16 protein-coding genes are annotated in these 18,137 nt (G+C 36.0%); 4 read left to right on the top strand and 12 right to left on the bottom strand.

Annotated elements, in window-relative coordinates:
• Nucleotides 1-158: 158 nt before the first annotated feature.
• Nucleotides 159-818 (bottom strand): DUF1997 domain-containing protein, encoded by a 660-nt coding sequence (locus tag H6F47_RS22215; RefSeq protein ID WP_137668017.1) that lies wholly within the window; start codon nt 816-818, stop codon nt 159-161.
• 181 nt (nt 819-999) lie between these two features.
• Here H6F47_RS22215 and H6F47_RS22210 point away from each other — a divergent pair, with 181 nt between their 5' ends.
• Together H6F47_RS22210 and H6F47_RS22205 are read left to right on the top strand one after the other, a co-directional pair.
• A complete protein-coding gene (locus tag H6F47_RS22210; RefSeq protein WP_137668018.1) occupies nt 1,000-1,659 on the top strand; it encodes an SDR family oxidoreductase in 660 nt (219 codons plus the stop codon).
• Between the two features lie 93 nt (nt 1,660-1,752).
• Nucleotides 1,753-2,484 (top strand): glycoside hydrolase family protein, encoded by a 732-nt coding sequence (locus H6F47_RS22205; RefSeq protein WP_096572629.1) that lies wholly within the window; start codon nt 1,753-1,755, stop codon nt 2,482-2,484.
• Between the two features lie 44 nt (nt 2,485-2,528).
• On the opposite strand, the gene menH is transcribed toward H6F47_RS22205, so the two are convergent.
• The 11 genes from menH to H6F47_RS22150 form a co-directional block, all read right to left on the bottom strand.
• Nucleotides 2,529-3,386, bottom strand: coding sequence for a 2-succinyl-6-hydroxy-2,4-cyclohexadiene-1-carboxylate synthase (menH, locus tag H6F47_RS22200; protein ID WP_242027475.1), 858 nt, complete (start codon nt 3,384-3,386; stop codon nt 2,529-2,531).
• Between the two features lie 310 nt (nt 3,387-3,696).
• Complete coding sequence (locus tag H6F47_RS22195; RefSeq protein WP_137668020.1) at nt 3,697-4,644, bottom strand: ribonuclease Z; 948 nt, start codon at nt 4,642-4,644, stop codon at nt 3,697-3,699.
• Nucleotides 4,645-4,681: 37 nt separating this feature from the next.
• Complete coding sequence (locus tag H6F47_RS22190; protein ID WP_137668021.1) at nt 4,682-5,611, bottom strand: sensor histidine kinase; 930 nt, start codon at nt 5,609-5,611, stop codon at nt 4,682-4,684.
• A 107-nt stretch (nt 5,612-5,718) separates the two neighbouring features.
• On the bottom strand, nt 5,719-6,396 hold the full coding sequence (locus H6F47_RS22185) for a response regulator transcription factor (protein WP_137668022.1): 678 nt from the start codon (nt 6,394-6,396) through the stop codon (nt 5,719-5,721).
• 230 nt (nt 6,397-6,626) lie between these two features.
• The gene (locus tag H6F47_RS22180; protein WP_190651058.1) at nt 6,627-7,268 is read right to left on the bottom strand and encodes a hypothetical protein; all 642 of its coding nucleotides are present in this window, start codon (nt 7,266-7,268) and stop codon (nt 6,627-6,629) included.
• Between the two features lie 328 nt (nt 7,269-7,596).
• On the bottom strand, nt 7,597-8,997 hold the full coding sequence (locus H6F47_RS22175; RefSeq protein WP_190347103.1) for an HlyD family efflux transporter periplasmic adaptor subunit: 1,401 nt from the start codon (nt 8,995-8,997) through the stop codon (nt 7,597-7,599).
• Between the two features lie 62 nt (nt 8,998-9,059).
• Complete coding sequence (locus H6F47_RS22170) at nt 9,060-11,210, bottom strand: peptidase domain-containing ABC transporter (protein ID WP_190651055.1); 2,151 nt, start codon at nt 11,208-11,210, stop codon at nt 9,060-9,062.
• A 452-nt stretch (nt 11,211-11,662) separates the two neighbouring features.
• Entirely contained in the window at nt 11,663-11,941 is a 279-nt protein-coding gene (locus H6F47_RS22165) for a hypothetical protein (RefSeq protein ID WP_190651052.1), read from the bottom strand.
• A gap of 95 nt (nt 11,942-12,036) precedes the next feature.
• The gene (locus H6F47_RS22160) at nt 12,037-12,198 is read right to left on the bottom strand and encodes a hypothetical protein (RefSeq protein ID WP_190651048.1); all 162 of its coding nucleotides are present in this window, start codon (nt 12,196-12,198) and stop codon (nt 12,037-12,039) included.
• Between the two features lie 205 nt (nt 12,199-12,403).
• On the bottom strand, nt 12,404-12,577 hold the full coding sequence (locus H6F47_RS22155; RefSeq protein WP_190651045.1) for a hypothetical protein: 174 nt from the start codon (nt 12,575-12,577) through the stop codon (nt 12,404-12,406).
• 242 nt (nt 12,578-12,819) lie between these two features.
• Nucleotides 12,820-13,002 (bottom strand): hypothetical protein, encoded by a 183-nt coding sequence (locus tag H6F47_RS22150; protein ID WP_190651042.1) that lies wholly within the window; start codon nt 13,000-13,002, stop codon nt 12,820-12,822.
• Between the two features lie 562 nt (nt 13,003-13,564).
• Here H6F47_RS22150 and H6F47_RS22145 point away from each other — a divergent pair.
• Both H6F47_RS22145 and H6F47_RS22140 read left to right on the top strand, forming a co-directional pair.
• Nucleotides 13,565-16,753, top strand: a complete 3,189-nt coding sequence (locus H6F47_RS22145; protein ID WP_190651039.1) for a plasmid replication protein, CyRepA1 family — start codon at nt 13,565-13,567, stop codon at nt 16,751-16,753.
• Between the two features lie 237 nt (nt 16,754-16,990).
• Complete coding sequence (locus H6F47_RS22140; protein WP_190651037.1) at nt 16,991-17,902, top strand: tetratricopeptide repeat protein; 912 nt, start codon at nt 16,991-16,993, stop codon at nt 17,900-17,902.
• Nucleotides 17,903-18,137 lie beyond the last annotated feature (235 nt).

The raw sequence follows: 18,137 nt of genomic DNA, 5'->3' as shown, positions 1-18,137 counted from the left end.
AGGCAGGGGAGGCAGGGGAGGCAGGGGAGGCAGGGGAGGCAGGGAGGCAGGGGAGGCAGGGGAAGATGAATAAACCAATGCCCAATGCCCAATGCCCAATGCCCAATGCCCAATGCCCAATGCCCAATGCCCCATGCCCAATGCCCAATGCCCCATGACTAATGGCCAAAAAACTTTTTCTTGGGATGAAAAGGAATATTGAGAGAGTTATGAAAATCTTCTTGAACTTTATGAGTTAAACGACGAGAGACTTGACGGACAATTTGATGCAGTAGGCGATCGCCTGTAGACTGAATCAAAGCATGGGGTAAACGGTGAATAAATCTGGGAAAATGCAGATCAACAATCAACTCTAACTGCCATTCTACCCTAGTCATCCCCGGCAAACTTGCTACTAATTCCAAAGACGCATTATAGTCTACATCATAACCAGGGGCTTGGTAGTTAGGGATAGGAATTGTACGGATGTGGTATTTACGTTCCTGTGGTGCTAACAATTCCAAACCTATTTTTGGTTCTACCTCATAACCAAAAGCACCAAAGCGCCCAATGACCAAAGCATAACCATTTTTACCCAAAGGTTCAACCCTCATAGGTTCAGCGCAACGCACAAACCATGAAGAATGGGAATTGAGATATTCAGCAACCTGTTCTTGAGAAGCATACATTTCCATGCAGTCTTGATGACGGCTATGGAATTTACTAGGACCTGCATGAGTGTCTTTGGCTGGTGTTTCATCTGAGGTTACGCTTGAACCCACTGGTAAAACTGATTCAGTTATTTCCAAGGTTTGAAATTCCCAGTTGTTTGCTACCATAAATGCGTTTTCTGTATACTTAAAAAGTTTGTCTATACCATTGATTCCCAATCAGGGAGAGTTTGTTCACACAAAAATACAAATTTCATCAAAACATCAAAAAGTCTGTTATCACCTCCATAGAATCACTACAATTAAGAACGAAAACAGCACATATTAGTTTCTCAGGATAGCGTAAATCATGAAAGTATTTGTAGCAGGTGCAACAGGTGAAACCGGTCGCCGCATTGTACAAGAGTTAGTAGCCAGAAATATTCCCGTTCGTGCTTTGGTACGGGATCACCAAAAAGCTAAAGCTATCCTATCTCCTGAAGTTGAGTTAGTTGTGGGGGATGTGTTATCACCAGAAACCCTAACTGCTGCCATAGGTGATAGTACGGTAGTCCTGTGCGCTACTGGTGCAAGACCCAGTTTTGATCCTACAGGACCCTATCAAGTAGATTTTCAAGGTACGAAAAACTTAGTGAATGCGGCTAAATCCCAGCAAATTGAGCATTTTATCCTGGTTTCTTCTTTGTGTGTTTCCCAGTTTTTTCATCCGCTAAACTTGTTTTGGTTAATTTTAGCCTGGAAAAAACAAGCTGAGGAATACATACAGAAAAGTGGACTCACTTATACAATTGTCAGACCTGGAGGGCTGAAAAACGAAGATAACACCGATGGGATAGTTATGCAAGGCGCTGATACTTTATTTGATGGTAGCATCCCCCGGCAAAAAGTGGCTCAGGTTTGTGTCGAGTCTTTGTTCGAAAATGCTGCACGTAATAAAATTGTCGAGATTGTCGCTAAACCTGAAGTTACCCCTAAAAGCTTCCAGGAATTATTTCAAGAAATCAGGTGACAGGTGACAGGTGACAGGTGACAGGTGACAGGTGACAGAAGATGTTTATTAGCAATGCCCAATGCCCAATGAATGACGAATAACTGATAAAAAATGACTATTAAATTCAAAGGTGTAGAAAAATTAATTGGTCCGATTGCATCACTTCTGGCTTTTGTGTATCTTTTTCAATGGTACATTTTTGGTGATTTGCAATCAAAAATAGATCCCATATTTGAGCGAAAAAATCCGCCTTTGGTGATGAAAGACGGAGATCCTTACATCCGTGCTTTGATGCGGACGATTTCTTTTAGTGAGTCTAACACTCCACGTCCTTATTCTGTGTTATATGGTGGTAAACAGGTGAATGATTTGAGTCGTCATCCACAGATATGCGTAACCATTGTCAATGGTCCAAATAAAGGAAATTGTTCTACTGCTGCGGGTAGATATCAAATTATTAATACTACTTGGTATGACATTGCACCCCGTTATCATCCTCATCCCCCAGGGTTGAGATTTTGGCATAGTTATAGTTTTGACGCTGAATATCAAGATGTAGTAGTTTATCGTTGGTTGAATGATTCTAAAGTTTGGGGAATTGATATTTCTCAACAGTTACGTAATGGCAAATTAAATGATGTTTTACGGCGACTTTCTCCCACGTGGACAAGTTTAGGATATGGGATAGAAACTAATTCTAATACTCGTTTTTTGCCTCAAGTTTATCAAAAGGTTTTACAAGAAGAATTAGCACTGGCTAATAAACCAACAGTGAATAATCCTCAAGCATTACCAGCGCCACCATCATCAAATTCTTTGCCAGATTCACAACAAATTAGATGATGTTAGATTTTAAAATTGTATTAAAATTGTATTTAAATTGTAGTTTAGTTTTCTAACAAAAATTTTCCCAGATGATCCACAAAATCCCGTGTATTTTCTAAGTGAATATTATGTCCAGCTTTGGGAATGACTTGCAGTTGAGTTACTAATGAATTTCTGTAATACATTGCTGTATTAATATGGACAAATTTTTCATCATATTCACCTACTAATAAAAGTAAAGGAATTTGATTTGCTTCTAGTTTGTCCCACAAAGAAGGTTGGTATCCATTACCCATAAATTGCAAAGATTTGGCAAGTGCTAAAGGATTATTTTCTAACCTACTTTCTATCATCTTTTGATATACTGGATGATTTTTGATATTACCAAAAATTGGCTGATTATACCAATTGTGTAAAAAAACCTGAAATTCCGATTTATCAATCATCCTAATTAATTTTCGGGTAATTTGATAATCACCTTTAATCCTGGATAATCTTTCTGCATCTGTTGGTAAACCAGGAGAAGCAGATTCTAATACAACTTTGATAAATCTTTCTGGAAAATGTAAAGTGAGATATAATCCTAATCTTCCTCCCATTGAATAACCAACTAAAAAACATTGTGCTATTTTTAATTCATCTAATAAGTTGATGATAGCTTGGGCGGTATTTTCTATTTTATAACATTCATCACCGCATAAAACTTTTGTTTTACCATGTCCTGGCAAATCCAGGGTAAGATAAGAAAAATCATCACCTAATAGTTGAATTGCTTCATCAAATTCATAAATATTTCCCATAAACCCGTGTAAAAACAGAATTACTGGTTTAAGAGAGTTTTTATTAAAGGAATAGTGAAAATGATAGTTTTTATTCAAAGGGGTTATTTGTGGAGTTTGCATTGATTTTAAGTATGTCATTTCCCAGAAAGTTTACCATTATGACAAAGCTATTTAGGGGTTGCTGAGAAAGTCTTTCCGTGAGGGCATAGGAGTCAGGAGTCAGGAGTCAGGAGGAGATTTGAAAATTTCTTTGCCATCTCTTGAAATCCCAAGAAATGCACACTTTTTCCGGTATACCCTTCAAAACCCTTGCACTAATTTCTGTGTTTATCAGCCTCTAACCTTTGATATATCAAGGTTTTAGGTTTATTCAGCAAACCCTATTTAACTCTAGGTAAAAGCTGATTACTGATTACTGATTACTGATTACTGATAGCTGAATACTTACCTAATTTTTCACAACTTCTCGCCTTCTAGGTATGTCATAAATCATAAAATCATGCGCCATGATAGTATTAGGAAAAATCGCACGGGCTTCCTTCAACAAATCTTTTAACTCAATGGTATTACCGGGAGTATAACGAGGACTAAAATGAGTCATAATTAATTGATTCACCCCGGACAAATAAGCTGTTTGTGCTGCCATTGTGCTGGTAGAATGTAATCTTTGAAAAGCCATATCTGCATCTTGATGGGCAAAGGTAGCTTCATGAATTAATACATCTGCATCTTGGGCTAATTTGACAGCACCATCACAATAAACAGTATCTGTACAATAGGCAAATTTGCGGCCAATTTCCGTAGGTCCACATAATTCACTACCATTAATTACTCTTCCATCTTGCAGGGTTACAGTTTCACCGCGTTTGAGTTTTCCATAAATAGGACCAGAAGGAATTTGTAAAGCTTTGGCTTTGTCCACATCAAAGCGTCCGGTTCTGTCTTTTTCCTCTACACGATAACCAAAAGCTGTAATGCGGTGATGTAACAAACCACAGCTAACAATAAATTCATCATCTTCGTAAATTACCCCTGGTTGAACAGTATGTACTTTGATGGGGTAAGAAAAATGGGTGTGTGAGTAACGTGAGGCGCTTTGCAGATATTCATTTAACCCAGCAGGACCGTAGATATCAATTCTGTCTACATTTCCAGCTAAACCACAACTGGCTAAAAGTCCCATCAAGCCAAAAATATGATCTCCGTGGAGATGGGTGATAAAAATTCGGGAGAGTTGGCTAATTTTCAGATCACTCCGCAAAATTTGATGCTGTGTACCTTCACCACAGTCAAACAACCATAGTTCTGCCCGTTGTGGTAATCTCAGTGCCACACTGGAAACATTACGTGATCTTGTAGGTACACCGGAACTTGTTCCTAAAAATGTTATCTGCACAGCGTTTTCTAGCCTTCCTCTAACTCAAACTGAGGATTTATTTATAATAACTCACAAGATAACCAGGCCAAGATAACTCACAAATAGTTCCTTGAGGATACATGGGAAGGCGTTGAAATTTACCTTTAATTTGTCGGGCTAAATTTTTAAACTGTTTTGTTCCCTGACCTTCCCTCTTAAATGAGTTAACAGATGAGTTAACGCCTAAACCATCATCTACAACACTTAGTGTGTGCCAACCCATAGAAAAAGAACAATTAACTTTGAGACAGGTTGCTCCTGTAGCATATTTACCCACATTACACAAAGCTTCTTCTAAAAATCGGCAAATTCCTCGTTTGTCTTCAATAGTTAAACTGTGTTCGTCTATAGGTTCAAAATTACGAATTTTTAATTTGATGGTTCTAAAGCAAGGAAAATCTCGTTCTAAGGTGTGACTATAAACTTGATAGAGAATTTCGTGCAGGGGTTCTTGTAGATTGATAATTATACTGTTTCCTAAGTAAAGGTTTGTTTTTTGATGTGTGAGGCTTTCCTGTTGCCAAAATTCATAAATTCCCCTTAATTCTTGGTTTAAATTTTCTAGGTCTTTTTCTAACTCCGGTAGGATTTTCTTAATTGATAAATCTTGTAACTTCACCAATCTTAAAACCCTATTGAGAGTTTGTAGTGGTCCGTTATGGATGGTTTCAAATGCAACTTCAATCATCGCTTTTCTAGCTTTAATTCCCGATTTAACGATTTGGCTATAGTGATATATACCTGTGATAGCTATAGCATTTAAAGCTAAGACTATAATTGCGGAAAATTTTGGAATTAAGCAACCCCAAGTTAATAGTACATAACTGGCACTGACTAAGTTAGAGATGACAATACTAATCACTATAATATTTGTGACTGGATATGTGTTTAACATCCACATATTTTGCCATCCTGATTTCATTTTCATCCAAAATTTAGACTGCATAAGCTTTCAATATTAATTGACAATTGACAATTGACAATTGAAAATTGACAGAATTGAAATGGTTATTTGTTAGTATTCAGCTATCAGTAATCATTAATCAGTAATCATTAATCAATCAACCCTTCTGATCTCGCTTTATTTTCTGTTTGAATGCGGATATTTTTACCTTCCTCTGGGTAAACGTTTAAAGCATCTTGTAACTTACTCCAATAATGACGCACCATGCGTTCAGATACACACATTTCTTCAGCAATTGCTTTATCTTGTAATCCTTCTTGAAAAGCCAAATTTAGGACTTTTAACCATTCGGGTTTTACTTCTAATCCTGAGTAAATTCCTTTGATATCTTTTGTATGAGTTAATCCTTGTAATGCCCAATCTACTCTTGTTAACATTTCTTGGGTTGAAATGCTTTTATCAGCAATAGTAAAACCTCCTTTGTGACTATCAATATCCAAACGAATACGTACCAATGTCCTTGCATGGGCGCTTTGGACAACAATATTTAAGTGAGGATATTTTTGCATCAAAATTTTCAATAGTTGAATACCGTTGTCAGGTCGCGCAGTCAGTCCTTTTTCTTCGGGAATTGAAAGATCCATAACTATCAAATCAGGCTGAAAACTGGTAAGTTGTTCAAGAGTATTATTGACATTAATTGCGGTTATAAATTCAGCACTAGGATAGTTTTTTTTGAGAATGTCAATTGTTCCACTTAAAACTGATTCATGATCATCAATTACCAAAATTTTCAGCAATTTATTTGCTGATAAAATTTGTTCCATCTTCAATACTGAATAATAATTAGCTTTTCCTAAATTGTATTTATGTTGGTTTAGTTGCTATGAGGGATGTCACCCTTACCCCGGAGAATTTTACTGAATTAATATAATTATTTTGGTGAAAATATTTGCTAGAACACCGAGGGCGAAGCATTCTAATAGAATATGAATTGGTTTCAGCGATAGGTTATCACCCGAAGGCTTCGCCCCTGCAAGGTAAAAACAAATAAAACCTACCAACAAAAATACCAAGCTATCCTATGATTGCTACTATTGTAAAAGCATTGCCCAGACATTAAAAATTCTAGGCTATCACTGAGATAATTTAATTCCGGTAGATAGGAGTAAGACGTTAGGTTAGATAGATCAGAATAGGTGATTCTGACAGTTAATTTTTTGGTATTTTCTTTGAGTTGTAAACTGATATAAATTGCAATAGGTGTGAAATTTTCTCGCAAAGTTATTCTTAATAATTCTTCTAAAGCTCGTAGAATTATGAGACTACCTTCTAGAGACTCACGTTGCCAATATGCTGGCATATCAATATGGAAATAGATATGAGTATTAGATAAGACCCAAGGTTCTAACAAGCATTGGATTGAGAGTGGTAAACTCTCTTGAATATACACTGGACACAGGCGATCGCTCAACTGAACTAAAGAGTGATGAAAATTATCAATTTTTTTGGTGTGTTCATAGCAATTCTGAATTAATAAATTTGGATGATCTATTTTTAATACATCTAAACTGCGACGAATGGCGAAAGTTTCTTGTAACAAACTGTCCCGAATTTTTTCTGCTTCCCCAAACAGTTTTATGGATTGTCTATAAGACCACCACTGTAATGCTTCTTGAATGCTTTGTTCATAGGTCATAAACTTGACAATTGTTATGCCTTGAGTGTTAGTAATATCAGTAATAGATATTGATACCAATTCATAATTGAAAATTCAGAAATGCAGATTATATGTAGGGTTTTTGGTTGTAATCTGTTGCCTAATTTTAGTGAATTGGTATGAGAAATTTGGATGAAATTAGGACTTACGCAAGATGTGACTGAAAACCTTATTCTTGCGTAGGGGTAATTCATGAATTACCCCTACTTTCGTTCCCTTTTTGGTAAGTCCTGGAAATATTACAATTCATCCTCTGTCAGATAGTTTTTTAGTCGTTGTTTTTTAGTCTTGTCTTAATTGTAACTATTTATAAGTCAGTAATTAGTCTTGCTTTTCTCAACATAAATTGTAATGCTGTTTCTTCTCTGGAAATAATGTCAGCTTTTACTTCCATTCCTGCTTGGATATGACATTGGCGAATAGTATTACCAAATTCAAGAGTTTCTGGTTGAATTGTTGCTTCAAAAAAACTCAAATTATTAGATGAGGCTATACCTTGATTTTTATTTTGGGTTGTAATGACATCTGGGGAAATGTTGTTGACCACACCGTTAAGTGTGCCATAATCAGGATATGGACAAGCATCTACACGCAATTGGACTTTTTGACCAACGGTAACTTTTTTAATTTCATTTTTAGGAATCATAGCTTTAATGACTAATGCAGCATAATTAGGAACAATTTCTGCAATAGATTCACTAGCACGCACTACTTGACCTGGGTTACGTAAATTTAGCTTGAGGATAATACCATTGCTAGTGGCAAAAATACTGCTTTTGCGAATCTGATTTTCCAGTTGTTCCAGTTCTTTTTGTGATTGATTAATTTGGGCTTGTAATTGCACGCGACGCTCAAGTAATGCTTGTTTCTCTTTATTTAAACTAGCAATATTAGCTTCACCTTTAGCAGTTTCTTGGGCAATACGTTCTTGTGCCATCATCACTGTTGCGGGAGTTGGATTTACTGCTGCTTTAGCTGATTGGAGTTTGATTTTAGCTATTTCAAATGACTTTTGTTCAGCTTGTAGTCTTAATTGTGTTTGTTGCACAACTAATTGTTTTTGTTCAAATTCTCGTCTCCCAATTGCGCCAATTTTTGATAATTGCTCATAGCGATCGCGGTCTAATTTCGCAAATTCTAAATCAGCTTGAGCTTTTTGTAAATCGGTTTTAGCCTTTTGCAAACTTGCCTCTGAAGCTAGAAAATCACTGTTAGTATTAACTTTTCGTTCTTGATATTCCCGTTGGTTGCGGGCTAAATCTACTTTTGCAGTAGCAATAACAGTTTCGATCACTTTTTTTTCTGCGGACATCTGATTATCTAAATTCTGAATTTGTGCATCTATTTGAATTAGTTGTAAACCACCTTGTTGAATATTACCTTGCAGTTGACTTTTTTTAATTATTAATTGTTCATTATCCAAATTAGCAATTACATCTCCTATTTTCACAGGTTGATTTTCTTTGACTAAAATGGTTTTAACCGTTCCTTCCATTTGTGGTTGTACTAGACGAACTTCACCCGTAGGACGCACAGTACCAACTGTTTTGACTGTAACATTATATTTAATCCATGAAGAGAGAGCAATCCCACTAGCAACAGTGCTAATTAGAAATATTCCTGCTAAAGAAGTCCAACGACTAATAGGAGGAAGAAGCTCATCATTTTCTCCTGAAGAGATCAATTTTTGATTATGAGTGTAGAGCATAAGTACCTGATAATTTAATTATGTTGAATTAGGAATTATGTTGAATTAGGGATTATGTTGAATTAGGGAATTAAAAAATCTAAATGTTCGCCTGTTTTTACCTTTAAATCCTGCAAAGAACCATGTATTTTTAATCTTCCCTGATCTAGTAAAACAACCCAATCAGCACGATTAATTACCTTGGGACGATGACTAATTAAAATTGTTGTTTTACCCTGGCGATGTGCAAATAATTGATCTAAAACTTGCCCTTCACTGACAGGATCAAGTCCACCTGTAGATTCATCTAAAATTAAAATTGGTGGACTTGTGACAATAGCTCTAGCTATGGCTAATCTTTGACGTTGGCCACCGGAAATATTTGCGCCAAATTCACCTAAAATAGTTTGATATTTTTCTGGTAATTTACTGATAAATTCATCAGCACCGGCAATTTGACAAGCTCTGACAATTTGCTCAAATGTCACGTAGGGCGCTCCTAAACGGAAGTTTTCCACAATAGAACGACTCCAAAAATGAGCATCTTGGGGAACAAGTACCACCTGTTGACGGAGACTGTCTAAAGAAAGGTCTTGGAGGTTATAAAGTCCAATGCGGATATTGCCTGACTGGAGAGGATATAAACCAGCAAGTAGTTTAGCAAGGGTACTTTTACCACATCCAGATTTACCAATTAAAGCCACAACTTTACCACCGGGAATGGTTAAGGAAAAATCTTCTAAAAGGTCAATTCTACCTGCATAATGAAAGTTGATATTTGTACAAATTATGTCAGCATCACCAGGAATATTTGCAAATGGTTTTCTGTCGTCATTTTCATTTTCTGGAGTAGCATCAATAACTTCTGTCAATCTTTGAACGGCTGTTTTTGCACGGGTAAATTCTTCAACAAAACTGATGACAGTAGCTATTAGACCTAGAAAATTACCATTCATTGAATTAAAGGCTAATAGCTGCCCAATACTTAGGTTTTCATCTGGGTTAATGACTAAATTACCGCCAAACCAGAGCAAAACTATACCGCCAATTGCAGAAATAAAGGTAGAAAATGTATTATTAATAATGCCAATTTGCATTGTGCGTAATGTCAAGGTGGCAAGCTTACTAAATCGAGATTGAAATTCTTCGGAAAATTGGGAACCAGCGGCGGTAGTTTTGAGAGTTAATGCACCTTTAAAACTTTCTACTAAAACACCTTGTACTTCGGCATCTTTAACTAATAGTTCACGGGTCTTTTGTTGTAATGTAGGCTGGAATATTAATGGAGCTATGGTCATTAAAGCAGCAATACAGATAGCTACTAAAGTTAGTTTCCAGCTATAAAAAGCCATGAAACCAAAGGAAATTAAGGCGATAAAAAATCTGCTGGGTAAACTGACGACAACTTGAGTAACTAATTGATTTATTTGGTTAATATCTTGGAGACGACTAACGATTTCTCCACTACGACGAGCTTCATAATAAGCAAGTGGTAAGCGTAATATTTGTCTGCCAAATTCTAGGACTAATCCTAATTGTAGACGTTGAGCAAAGTGAGCAATTAAGTTAGACTGAACCCAAGAAAGACTACTAGAAATTAGGTTCATTACTACTACAGCGATCGCCATAGTAGTCAGTAGTTTAGTATCTCCACGCACTAAAACATCATCGGTGAGAATTTGTAATAGGAAAGGAGACGCTAAAGATAATAATCCTAAAAGCAAGTTGAGAGGTAAAGCTTGAGCTAAAATAGCGCGAAAATTCCACACGCGCTTGAAGAAACGCCAAAAACCACCAATTTGATCATCTTCTGCTTTGAAAAATTCTTCTGGATCGGGTTCTAATAACAGCATTAACCAATCTGTCCAACCCTCTACTAAATCTTTTTCAGATAGATAGCGGACACCTACTGCTGGATCAGATATGATAAATTGTCTGCCTTTTTTACCATAGAATACTACCCAATGATTACCTTGCCAATGAACAATTGCAGGTAAGGGTGCTTCATTTAATCTGTTTAAAAGTTCGGGAGAAGTTTTGACTGGTGAAGCATTAAAACCTAGTGTTTTTGCTCCCCGTTGTAGTCCTAATAAAGTTGTACCAAATTGTCCTGTACCTACGGCTTCTCTGATGCGACTGAGAGTAAAACTCTTGCCATAATATTTGGCGATCGCTGCCAAGCAAGCTGCACCACAATCTTCTTGACTATGTTGGGAAACGTGAGTGTATTTCATAAATTTTCAATGTTTATATCGCTGGGATTTTCTATCACTGTCAAGCTATTATTTATATTTATTTAATGGGTAATTTATAGGTTAAATTTAGTTAAAAAATAAAACATTGTTACTTTCTGTGAAATTAATTTCCTTTTTATGAAAAGTCATTGCATAATTTATTTAACTTGATCTGAGTTAAGGTTAATTAGCAAAAAATACTGGAACATAATTAATATGCCCCAGTATTTGACCCAGTTAAACTCAATTACTTATCTCTGATGTATCTATCAAATAAGCTCATAATTAAATTATATTAATCCTTATTGCAAATTTGGAAATTATATCAAGAATCCCTGGGTAAGATTTACATGACTATTAACCAAGCTTTTATTTTTGACTCCAGGTACTGAAAATGCAGCAATAAGCAACAGAAATGCTGTATTTATTACTTTACTTAGGAACAGCGAATATCACGGACTCTCAAAAGTAGGAGAAAGGTTAGGAGCGATATTGTGAGAAAGATGAGTGTCAGAAAGGTTTGATGAGAAAGCAAAACTGGATTCTACCTGCATCAATGTAACAGCCATTACTATAATTGCTTGTTCGCGTGTTAGGAAAGCACCACCATTAGCTATAAAAAATGCAATCATGGTGTAAGCCCCAATTAAAGCGTTTCCGCCACTAACATTAGCAGCTTCTTCAGGAGAAAGTTGAGTAAATAATGGGTTATTTTCGATTATTTTCATCATATTATTATTTGTACCATTTCTTTCATTTTCAGGGTTTCAGGCTTGTAAATTTGGTTTGAAAACCAATACCCAAAACCCTTATTCTGCAAACTTTATCAAGAACCAGGTTCGAAGAACTGTCGTATTACATCTGGTGGTAAATCTGGTAAAGATTCTTGTATTTTATCCAGTAAATCGGAAAGAGTGCCGCCATTAGCAGCAACAGATTCTTCTGCATCAATTTGGGTGAACAGCACGTTATTTTCGATTAATTGCATAGATAAATCATCCTTAATCTGAATTGAACGGTTACACCCTGTATTTGGTCAATACTATACCTGAAGGGTAGGGTTTCCGAATTTAATGCCACCGAGTAGGATTTACTTCAGTGGCTTGAATGCGCCCATCTAGCTCAACAGTTAAGCAAGCATTATCAAGTTAAGCTTGGTTAAGATAGAGGGCGCATTGTTCACCTTAATTTTATTAAATCAATGCTCCTCCGAATACTACAATCAATTCTGCCCTGGTTAGACCAGCAGTACCTATCAAGGCAGCTGTTAATAAATTCTGTGCCAATTCTGCATCGCCACCACTAACAACAGAAGATTCTTCAGCAGCAATTTGGGTGAATAATTCGTTATTGTTGATTACTTGCATGGTTAAATACTCCTTGATCTTGATTGATTGGATTTGCTTTAAGCTAGAAGTTGATTGCTTTTTTGTAAGCCCCTCAACCGCTTGCTCATATAAATTGAAGTAGCCAGTGAAATTTAAAGTTGCTAAATTTAATCCCCACGATTATAATTTAGTCAACTTTCTTGAATGCGCCCATCTAGCTCAACAGTTAACCAACCATTATCAAGTTAAGCTTGGTTAAGATAGAGGGCGCATTGTTCACCTTAATTTTGTGGAATCAATGCTCCTCCGAATACTACAATCAATTCTGCCCTGGTTAGACCAGCAGTACCTATCAAGGCAGCTGTTAATAAATTCTGTGCCAATTCTGCATCGCCACCACTAACAACAGAAGATTCTTCAGCAGCAACTTGGGTGAATAATTCGTTATTGTTGATTACTTGCATGGTTAAATACTCCTTGATCTTGATTGATTGGATTTGCTTTAAGCTAGAAGTTGATTGCTTTTTTGTAAGCCCCTCAACCGCTTGCTTGTTAATACAATATCGAGAACTAACCCTTGAAGTCATGCTCAATTTCTGCAAACTTAATTTCCAAATTTAGAAATCCATATTTCCGAAAAATACACGCGCCAATTACAATTAATCGTGCAAAAATAATCAACATAAAAATTCCCTATTCTCAACTTTATTAAATGCTTCACTACCCAGCCAACTCCTAAATACTCTATATATTTAACCAATTCCGGTATCTGAACAGTATATGTTTACTATTTAAACCCAAAATTTACTGATAAATAAAAATTAATCATGCACAAATATCACAATACAAAAATATTATTTCTACCATCTCACAAGCAAAATCAGCTATTTCTGTAATCACCGAAGTATTGCCATCAACAAAGTATAAAACTTTTGCCAAAATGGCACAGATTTTTTATCAAAAATCAGCAGATGCGTGTTAAGGTTTTATTTCCTTACCCCACCTCTTCTTTTAGTGCCTCTGCCCATGTTAGATTATTTACACCCCCAGCACCTTGAAGAATTAGTCCAAAATAGCTGTATTGATTTACACTTAACCCGTCTAAATTTTATATCGCTCCAAGGTACGATCGCCTATCAGTACCTACTTATATCGGAACAAATACCACGCACCAATACTGGCATGGTAAAAAGTTCGTGGTTGCAGCATTACAGCCATATTACAGCAGGTGGTTGGTGGTGTTCTGGAAGAGATCCACTGAATAATTGGCATAAGATGGAATGGGGATGTTTTAAACCATCCCAACCCCGACAAAACAAAAAAGGCAAGTCTATTAAATATGAACATCCTCCCAGCACACCAACACGGGTATTTTGTTTGCGGGTGACATTGAAAATTTGGCAGCAAGTTGCCCAGCGTTACAATATGGATATGCCTCCAAATATCACCATTGCTGATGATGGTGAAGCGGAAGGTTTTTGGCAATGGGTGATGGAATGTAATATCTCCATAATTATTTGTGAAGGTGCGAAAAAAGCCGCAGCTTTATTAACACAAGGCTATGTTGCTATTGCTATTCCTGGTATTACTAGCGGTTATCGCGTTGTTAAAGATAACTTAGGTCAAGTTACCCGTCGTCAACTCATACCTGACTTAGCAATTTTCGCCACCAAAAAACGCAATTTTTATATATGTTTTGATTTTGAAACTCAAACAAATAAAATCGCCGCTGTCAATAATGCTATTTCCCAACTTGGTTGTTTATTTCAACAACAAAATTCTCCGGTGAAAGTTGTGGAACTCCCAGGAAAGGAAAAAGGCGTTGATGAATTTATTGCTGCTAAAGGTGCAGCTAATTTTGATAAAGTTTATCGTCAAAGTGTAAATTTAGAAATTTATCTAGCTCAAACTAAACCTCACACCGAGTTAACAATTTCTTCTGCACTGAATGTTAACCTGGCTTATTTAGGAGAAATACCTTTTCCCTCTTGTGGTTTAGTAGGAGTAAAATCCGCTAAAGGAACTGGAAAAACTACTGGACTGGAAGCTATTGTTAATCAAGCCAAAAGTCGTAATCAACCAGTTTTATTAATTACTCATCGCATTCTTTTAGGAAAATTTTTATGTGAAAAAATAGGCATTAAATGGGGAATTAACCATGAAGCTTGGAGTATAGAAGAACATCCCCAACTACCAATTACCAAATCTTTTGGTTTATGCGTTGATTCTCTTTGGAAATTGCATCCTCAAGATTGGCAAGGGGCTATAGTAATATTAGACGAAGTTGAGCAATCTTTATGGCATTTACTAAATAGTAATACTTGCAAAAATAAACGGGTGAAAATTCTTGGAGTCTTCCAACAATTAATTGCTACAGTTATAAAAAGTGGAGGTTTAATAATTGCCCAAGATGCTGATTTATCAGATGTTTCTCTAGAATATTTACAAGGTTTAGCAGGAACTAAAATTACTCCTTGGGTAGTTGTCAATAAATGGAAACCCCAAAAAGGTTGGGATGTAACTTTTTATGATTCACCTAACCCAACTCCATTAATTCATCAATTAGAATTAGATTTAATTGCCGGACGTAAATGTTATGTAACTACGGATAGTCGCACGGGGCGTTATAGTTGTGAAACCATTGAAGGTTATCTTAAAGAACGTTTGCAGAAGTTGAGAAAGCAATTTCCTGATACTTTGGTGGTTAGCAGTCAAACGACTAATACTCCTGGCCATGCAGCATCTGATTTCATAGCTGCTATTAATCAAAAAATTACTGATTATGATACGGTTTTTGTTACTCCTAGTTTGGGAACAGGAATTAGTATTGATGTCCAACATTTTGACCGAGTTTATGGTATTTTTCAAGGGGTAATTCCTGACGCGGAAGCACGTCAAGCATTAGCAAGAGTCCGTGATGATGTTCCCCGTGTTGTCTGGTGTGCTAAACGCGGTATCGGTTTAATTGGTAGTGGTAGCACCAATTATCAATTACTATCTCATTGGTATCAAGAAAACCAAAAAGAAAATCTCGCTTTACTCAGTCCTTTACATAAAATAGATGTAGATTTACCAGCAGTTTATGATCCAATTCATTTAAGAACTTGGGCAAAATTATCTGCTAGGGTAAATGCTTCTATTCGTCTTTATCGTCAATCTTTACAAGATGGATTAATAGCTGACGGACATAAAATTATTATGCGGAGTAATGCTGTACAAAATAATATTCTGCGGGATTTACGTTTGGCTTTTTTTGCTACTGATGCCAGGGATGTAGAAACTCGTAAAAGATTAATCATGGAAATTTTTAAAGTCCAAAAAGATTGGGCGCAAAGTCGTCAAAAAGCTAAAGATATTAAACGTAAAATTAAGGAAATTAAACAAGAAAATCAATTAATAGCTGCCAATGCTGTGGCTAATGCTAAGGAAATTGATTATGTTGAATATGAACAGTTATTAGCTAGACATTCTCTCAGTGACGAAGAACGTAATCAAATTAATAAATATATTCTCAGAGATAGGTATGGTGTGGAAGTAACTCCTTGGTTAAAATTGCAGGATGATAAAGGATATTATGGACAGTTGTTAATTCATTATTATCTCACTCATGAAAGTGAATATTTTCATGGTAGAGATCAGGAAGAGTGGCAAAAACAATTATCTTGGGGTGAGGGTAAGGTTTTCTTACCTGATATCAAGACTTATACTCTCAAAGTTGAAGCACTGCGAGCATTAGGTATGTTACAATTCCTGGAATCAGGAAGAGTATTTAGTGAAAATGATAGTGATATTATTTGGTTAAAAAATGTTGCTATTCACAGTAGTAAACATATTAAACGAGCTTTGGGTATTGATGTAGTGAAAGAAAAAAAATCTGTTTCAGGAATTACGATACTTAATCGACTTTTAAGTTTATTGGGTTTGAAGTTGCAACAGGTAAATAATGTTGATAAAGGGGTTTATAAAGTTTATAAAGTTTATAAAGTTTATAAACTTTATAAAATTGATATAGCAACTCTTAATGATGGGAGAGATAAAATCTTTGCAGTTTGGCAGCAACGTGATGAGTTGAGGTTGCATCATTTACATGGTGTGAATATACATGGTGTGAATATACATGGTGTGAATATACATGGTGTGAATATACATGGTGTGAATACGGAAATTAGAGATTATTCTTTAAATTCTCAGTTTATGGTACAGGAAGTAATGTAATTTATATGTAAGGAGTCAGGAGTCGTAGGGGCGAAGCATTCGGAAAATAACCTTTTCATAAAATTGATAATTTATCGCCCGAATGCTTCGCCCTTACAGGAAAATAGCCTTTTCATAAAATTGTCAAACAACCTCTCAAGAATAACTCGAAAACTCTCATTTATTCTGTATCCTGTATTCTGTATCCTGAATCCTGACACTTGTATTTTTAGAGAAAGTTAAAGATAGAAAAATTACATGAATGCTGAAGAGTTGATTAAACAGGGAGTAAAGAAGAATTTACAGGGTGATTATGAAGGTGCGATCGCATTGTTTAATCACGCATTACAGTTAAATCCCAATTTAGCTGAAGCTTATCATAACCGTGGTCATGCCTATTTACAACTAGAGACATTTGAACAAGCGATCGCAGATTATCAACAAGTCCTAAACATCATCCAAAATTCTTTCCCCTTACCGCAAAATATTCCTCAAAATATTCAAAATATTATTCAAAACATCAATTTTGATATAGCTAAAGCATTTCATAACCAAGGTTTAGCTCGTTTTAGAAACGGAGATGATCAAGCTGCCATTGCAGATATCAACCAGGCTTTACAATACTCTCCTGATTTTGTTGCCGCTTACAGTAATCGTGGTAATATTCTGCATGTTCTTGGTAATTACAAAGAAGCAATTGCTGATTATAACCAAGCAATAAAGTTAAATCCCAACCTAGCAGCAGCTTATCATAACCGTGGTAATAGTCGGTATGCTCTCCAAGACTATCAAGGTGCAATTACAGATTATAATCAGGCATTAGAAATTAATTCCCACTTTGCCGAAGCTTATTATAATCGTGGTTTAGTAATGTCTCACCTGGAAGACTATGAACAAGCCATATCTGAGTTTAGTCAAGCAATAAAACTCCATCCTGATGATGATCAAGCCTATTATCAACGAGGTTTAGTTTATAGCAATTTAGGAAACTATGAAAAAGCAATTGCAGATTATAATCTGGCATTGCAAATTAACCCTATCCTCTCCATAGTTTATGGCTTGCGGGCTAATGCACGTTACCATTTAGGAGACTATGAAGGAGCAATTGCCGACAGCAACATACTACTACAACTTAACCCTCAACTAGCAGAAAAAATTAGTAATGGGTAATTGATGATTGGTGATTCAATATAAAAGTTTTGGACATATTTGCTTTTCCCTATTCCCTATTCCCTATTCCCTGCCCCAACAGATATCGTAAGTGTTACACCGGACATGATATAATTTTTCAACTCTTTCTATTTAGGGTTTGCTGAATAAACCTAAAACCTTGATATATCAAAGGTTAGAGGCTGATAAACACAGAAATTAGTGCAAGGGTTTTGAAGGGTATACCGGAAAAAGT

The sequence above is a fragment of the Sphaerospermopsis sp. FACHB-1094 genome (assembly GCF_014696195.1).
Lineage (GTDB): Bacteria > Cyanobacteriota > Cyanobacteriia > Cyanobacteriales > Nostocaceae > Sphaerospermopsis > Sphaerospermopsis kisseleviana.
Note: the sequence above shows the minus strand (reverse complement) of the source record. Positions and strands in the feature narration are given on the sequence as shown.

Coding starts and splice junctions, on each gene's coding strand:
- H6F47_RS22215 (WP_137668017.1), bottom strand. CDS start 818: ATGGTAGCAAACAACTGGGAATTTCAAACCTTGGAAATAACTGAATCA.
- H6F47_RS22210 (WP_137668018.1), top strand. CDS start 1,000: ATGAAAGTATTTGTAGCAGGTGCAACAGGTGAAACCGGTCGCCGCATT.
- H6F47_RS22205 (WP_096572629.1), top strand. CDS start 1,753: ATGACTATTAAATTCAAAGGTGTAGAAAAATTAATTGGTCCGATTGCA.
- menH (WP_242027475.1), bottom strand. CDS start 3,386: ATGACATACTTAAAATCAATGCAAACTCCACAAATAACCCCTTTGAAT.
- H6F47_RS22190 (WP_137668021.1), bottom strand. CDS start 5,611: ATGCAGTCTAAATTTTGGATGAAAATGAAATCAGGATGGCAAAATATG.
- H6F47_RS22185 (WP_137668022.1), bottom strand. CDS start 6,396: ATGGAACAAATTTTATCAGCAAATAAATTGCTGAAAATTTTGGTAATT.
- H6F47_RS22180 (WP_190651058.1), bottom strand. CDS start 7,268: ATGACCTATGAACAAAGCATTCAAGAAGCATTACAGTGGTGGTCTTAT.
- H6F47_RS22175 (WP_190347103.1), bottom strand. CDS start 8,997: ATGCTCTACACTCATAATCAAAAATTGATCTCTTCAGGAGAAAATGAT.
- H6F47_RS22170 (WP_190651055.1), bottom strand. CDS start 11,210: ATGAAATACACTCACGTTTCCCAACATAGTCAAGAAGATTGTGGTGCA.
- H6F47_RS22165 (WP_190651052.1), bottom strand. CDS start 11,941: ATGATGAAAATAATCGAAAATAACCCATTATTTACTCAACTTTCTCCT.
- H6F47_RS22160 (WP_190651048.1), bottom strand. CDS start 12,198: ATGCAATTAATCGAAAATAACGTGCTGTTCACCCAAATTGATGCAGAA.
- H6F47_RS22155 (WP_190651045.1), bottom strand. CDS start 12,577: ATGCAAGTAATCAACAATAACGAATTATTCACCCAAATTGCTGCTGAA.
- H6F47_RS22150 (WP_190651042.1), bottom strand. CDS start 13,002: ATGCAAGTAATCAACAATAACGAATTATTCACCCAAGTTGCTGCTGAA.
- H6F47_RS22145 (WP_190651039.1), top strand. CDS start 13,565: ATGTTAGATTATTTACACCCCCAGCACCTTGAAGAATTAGTCCAAAAT.
- H6F47_RS22140 (WP_190651037.1), top strand. CDS start 16,991: ATGAATGCTGAAGAGTTGATTAAACAGGGAGTAAAGAAGAATTTACAG.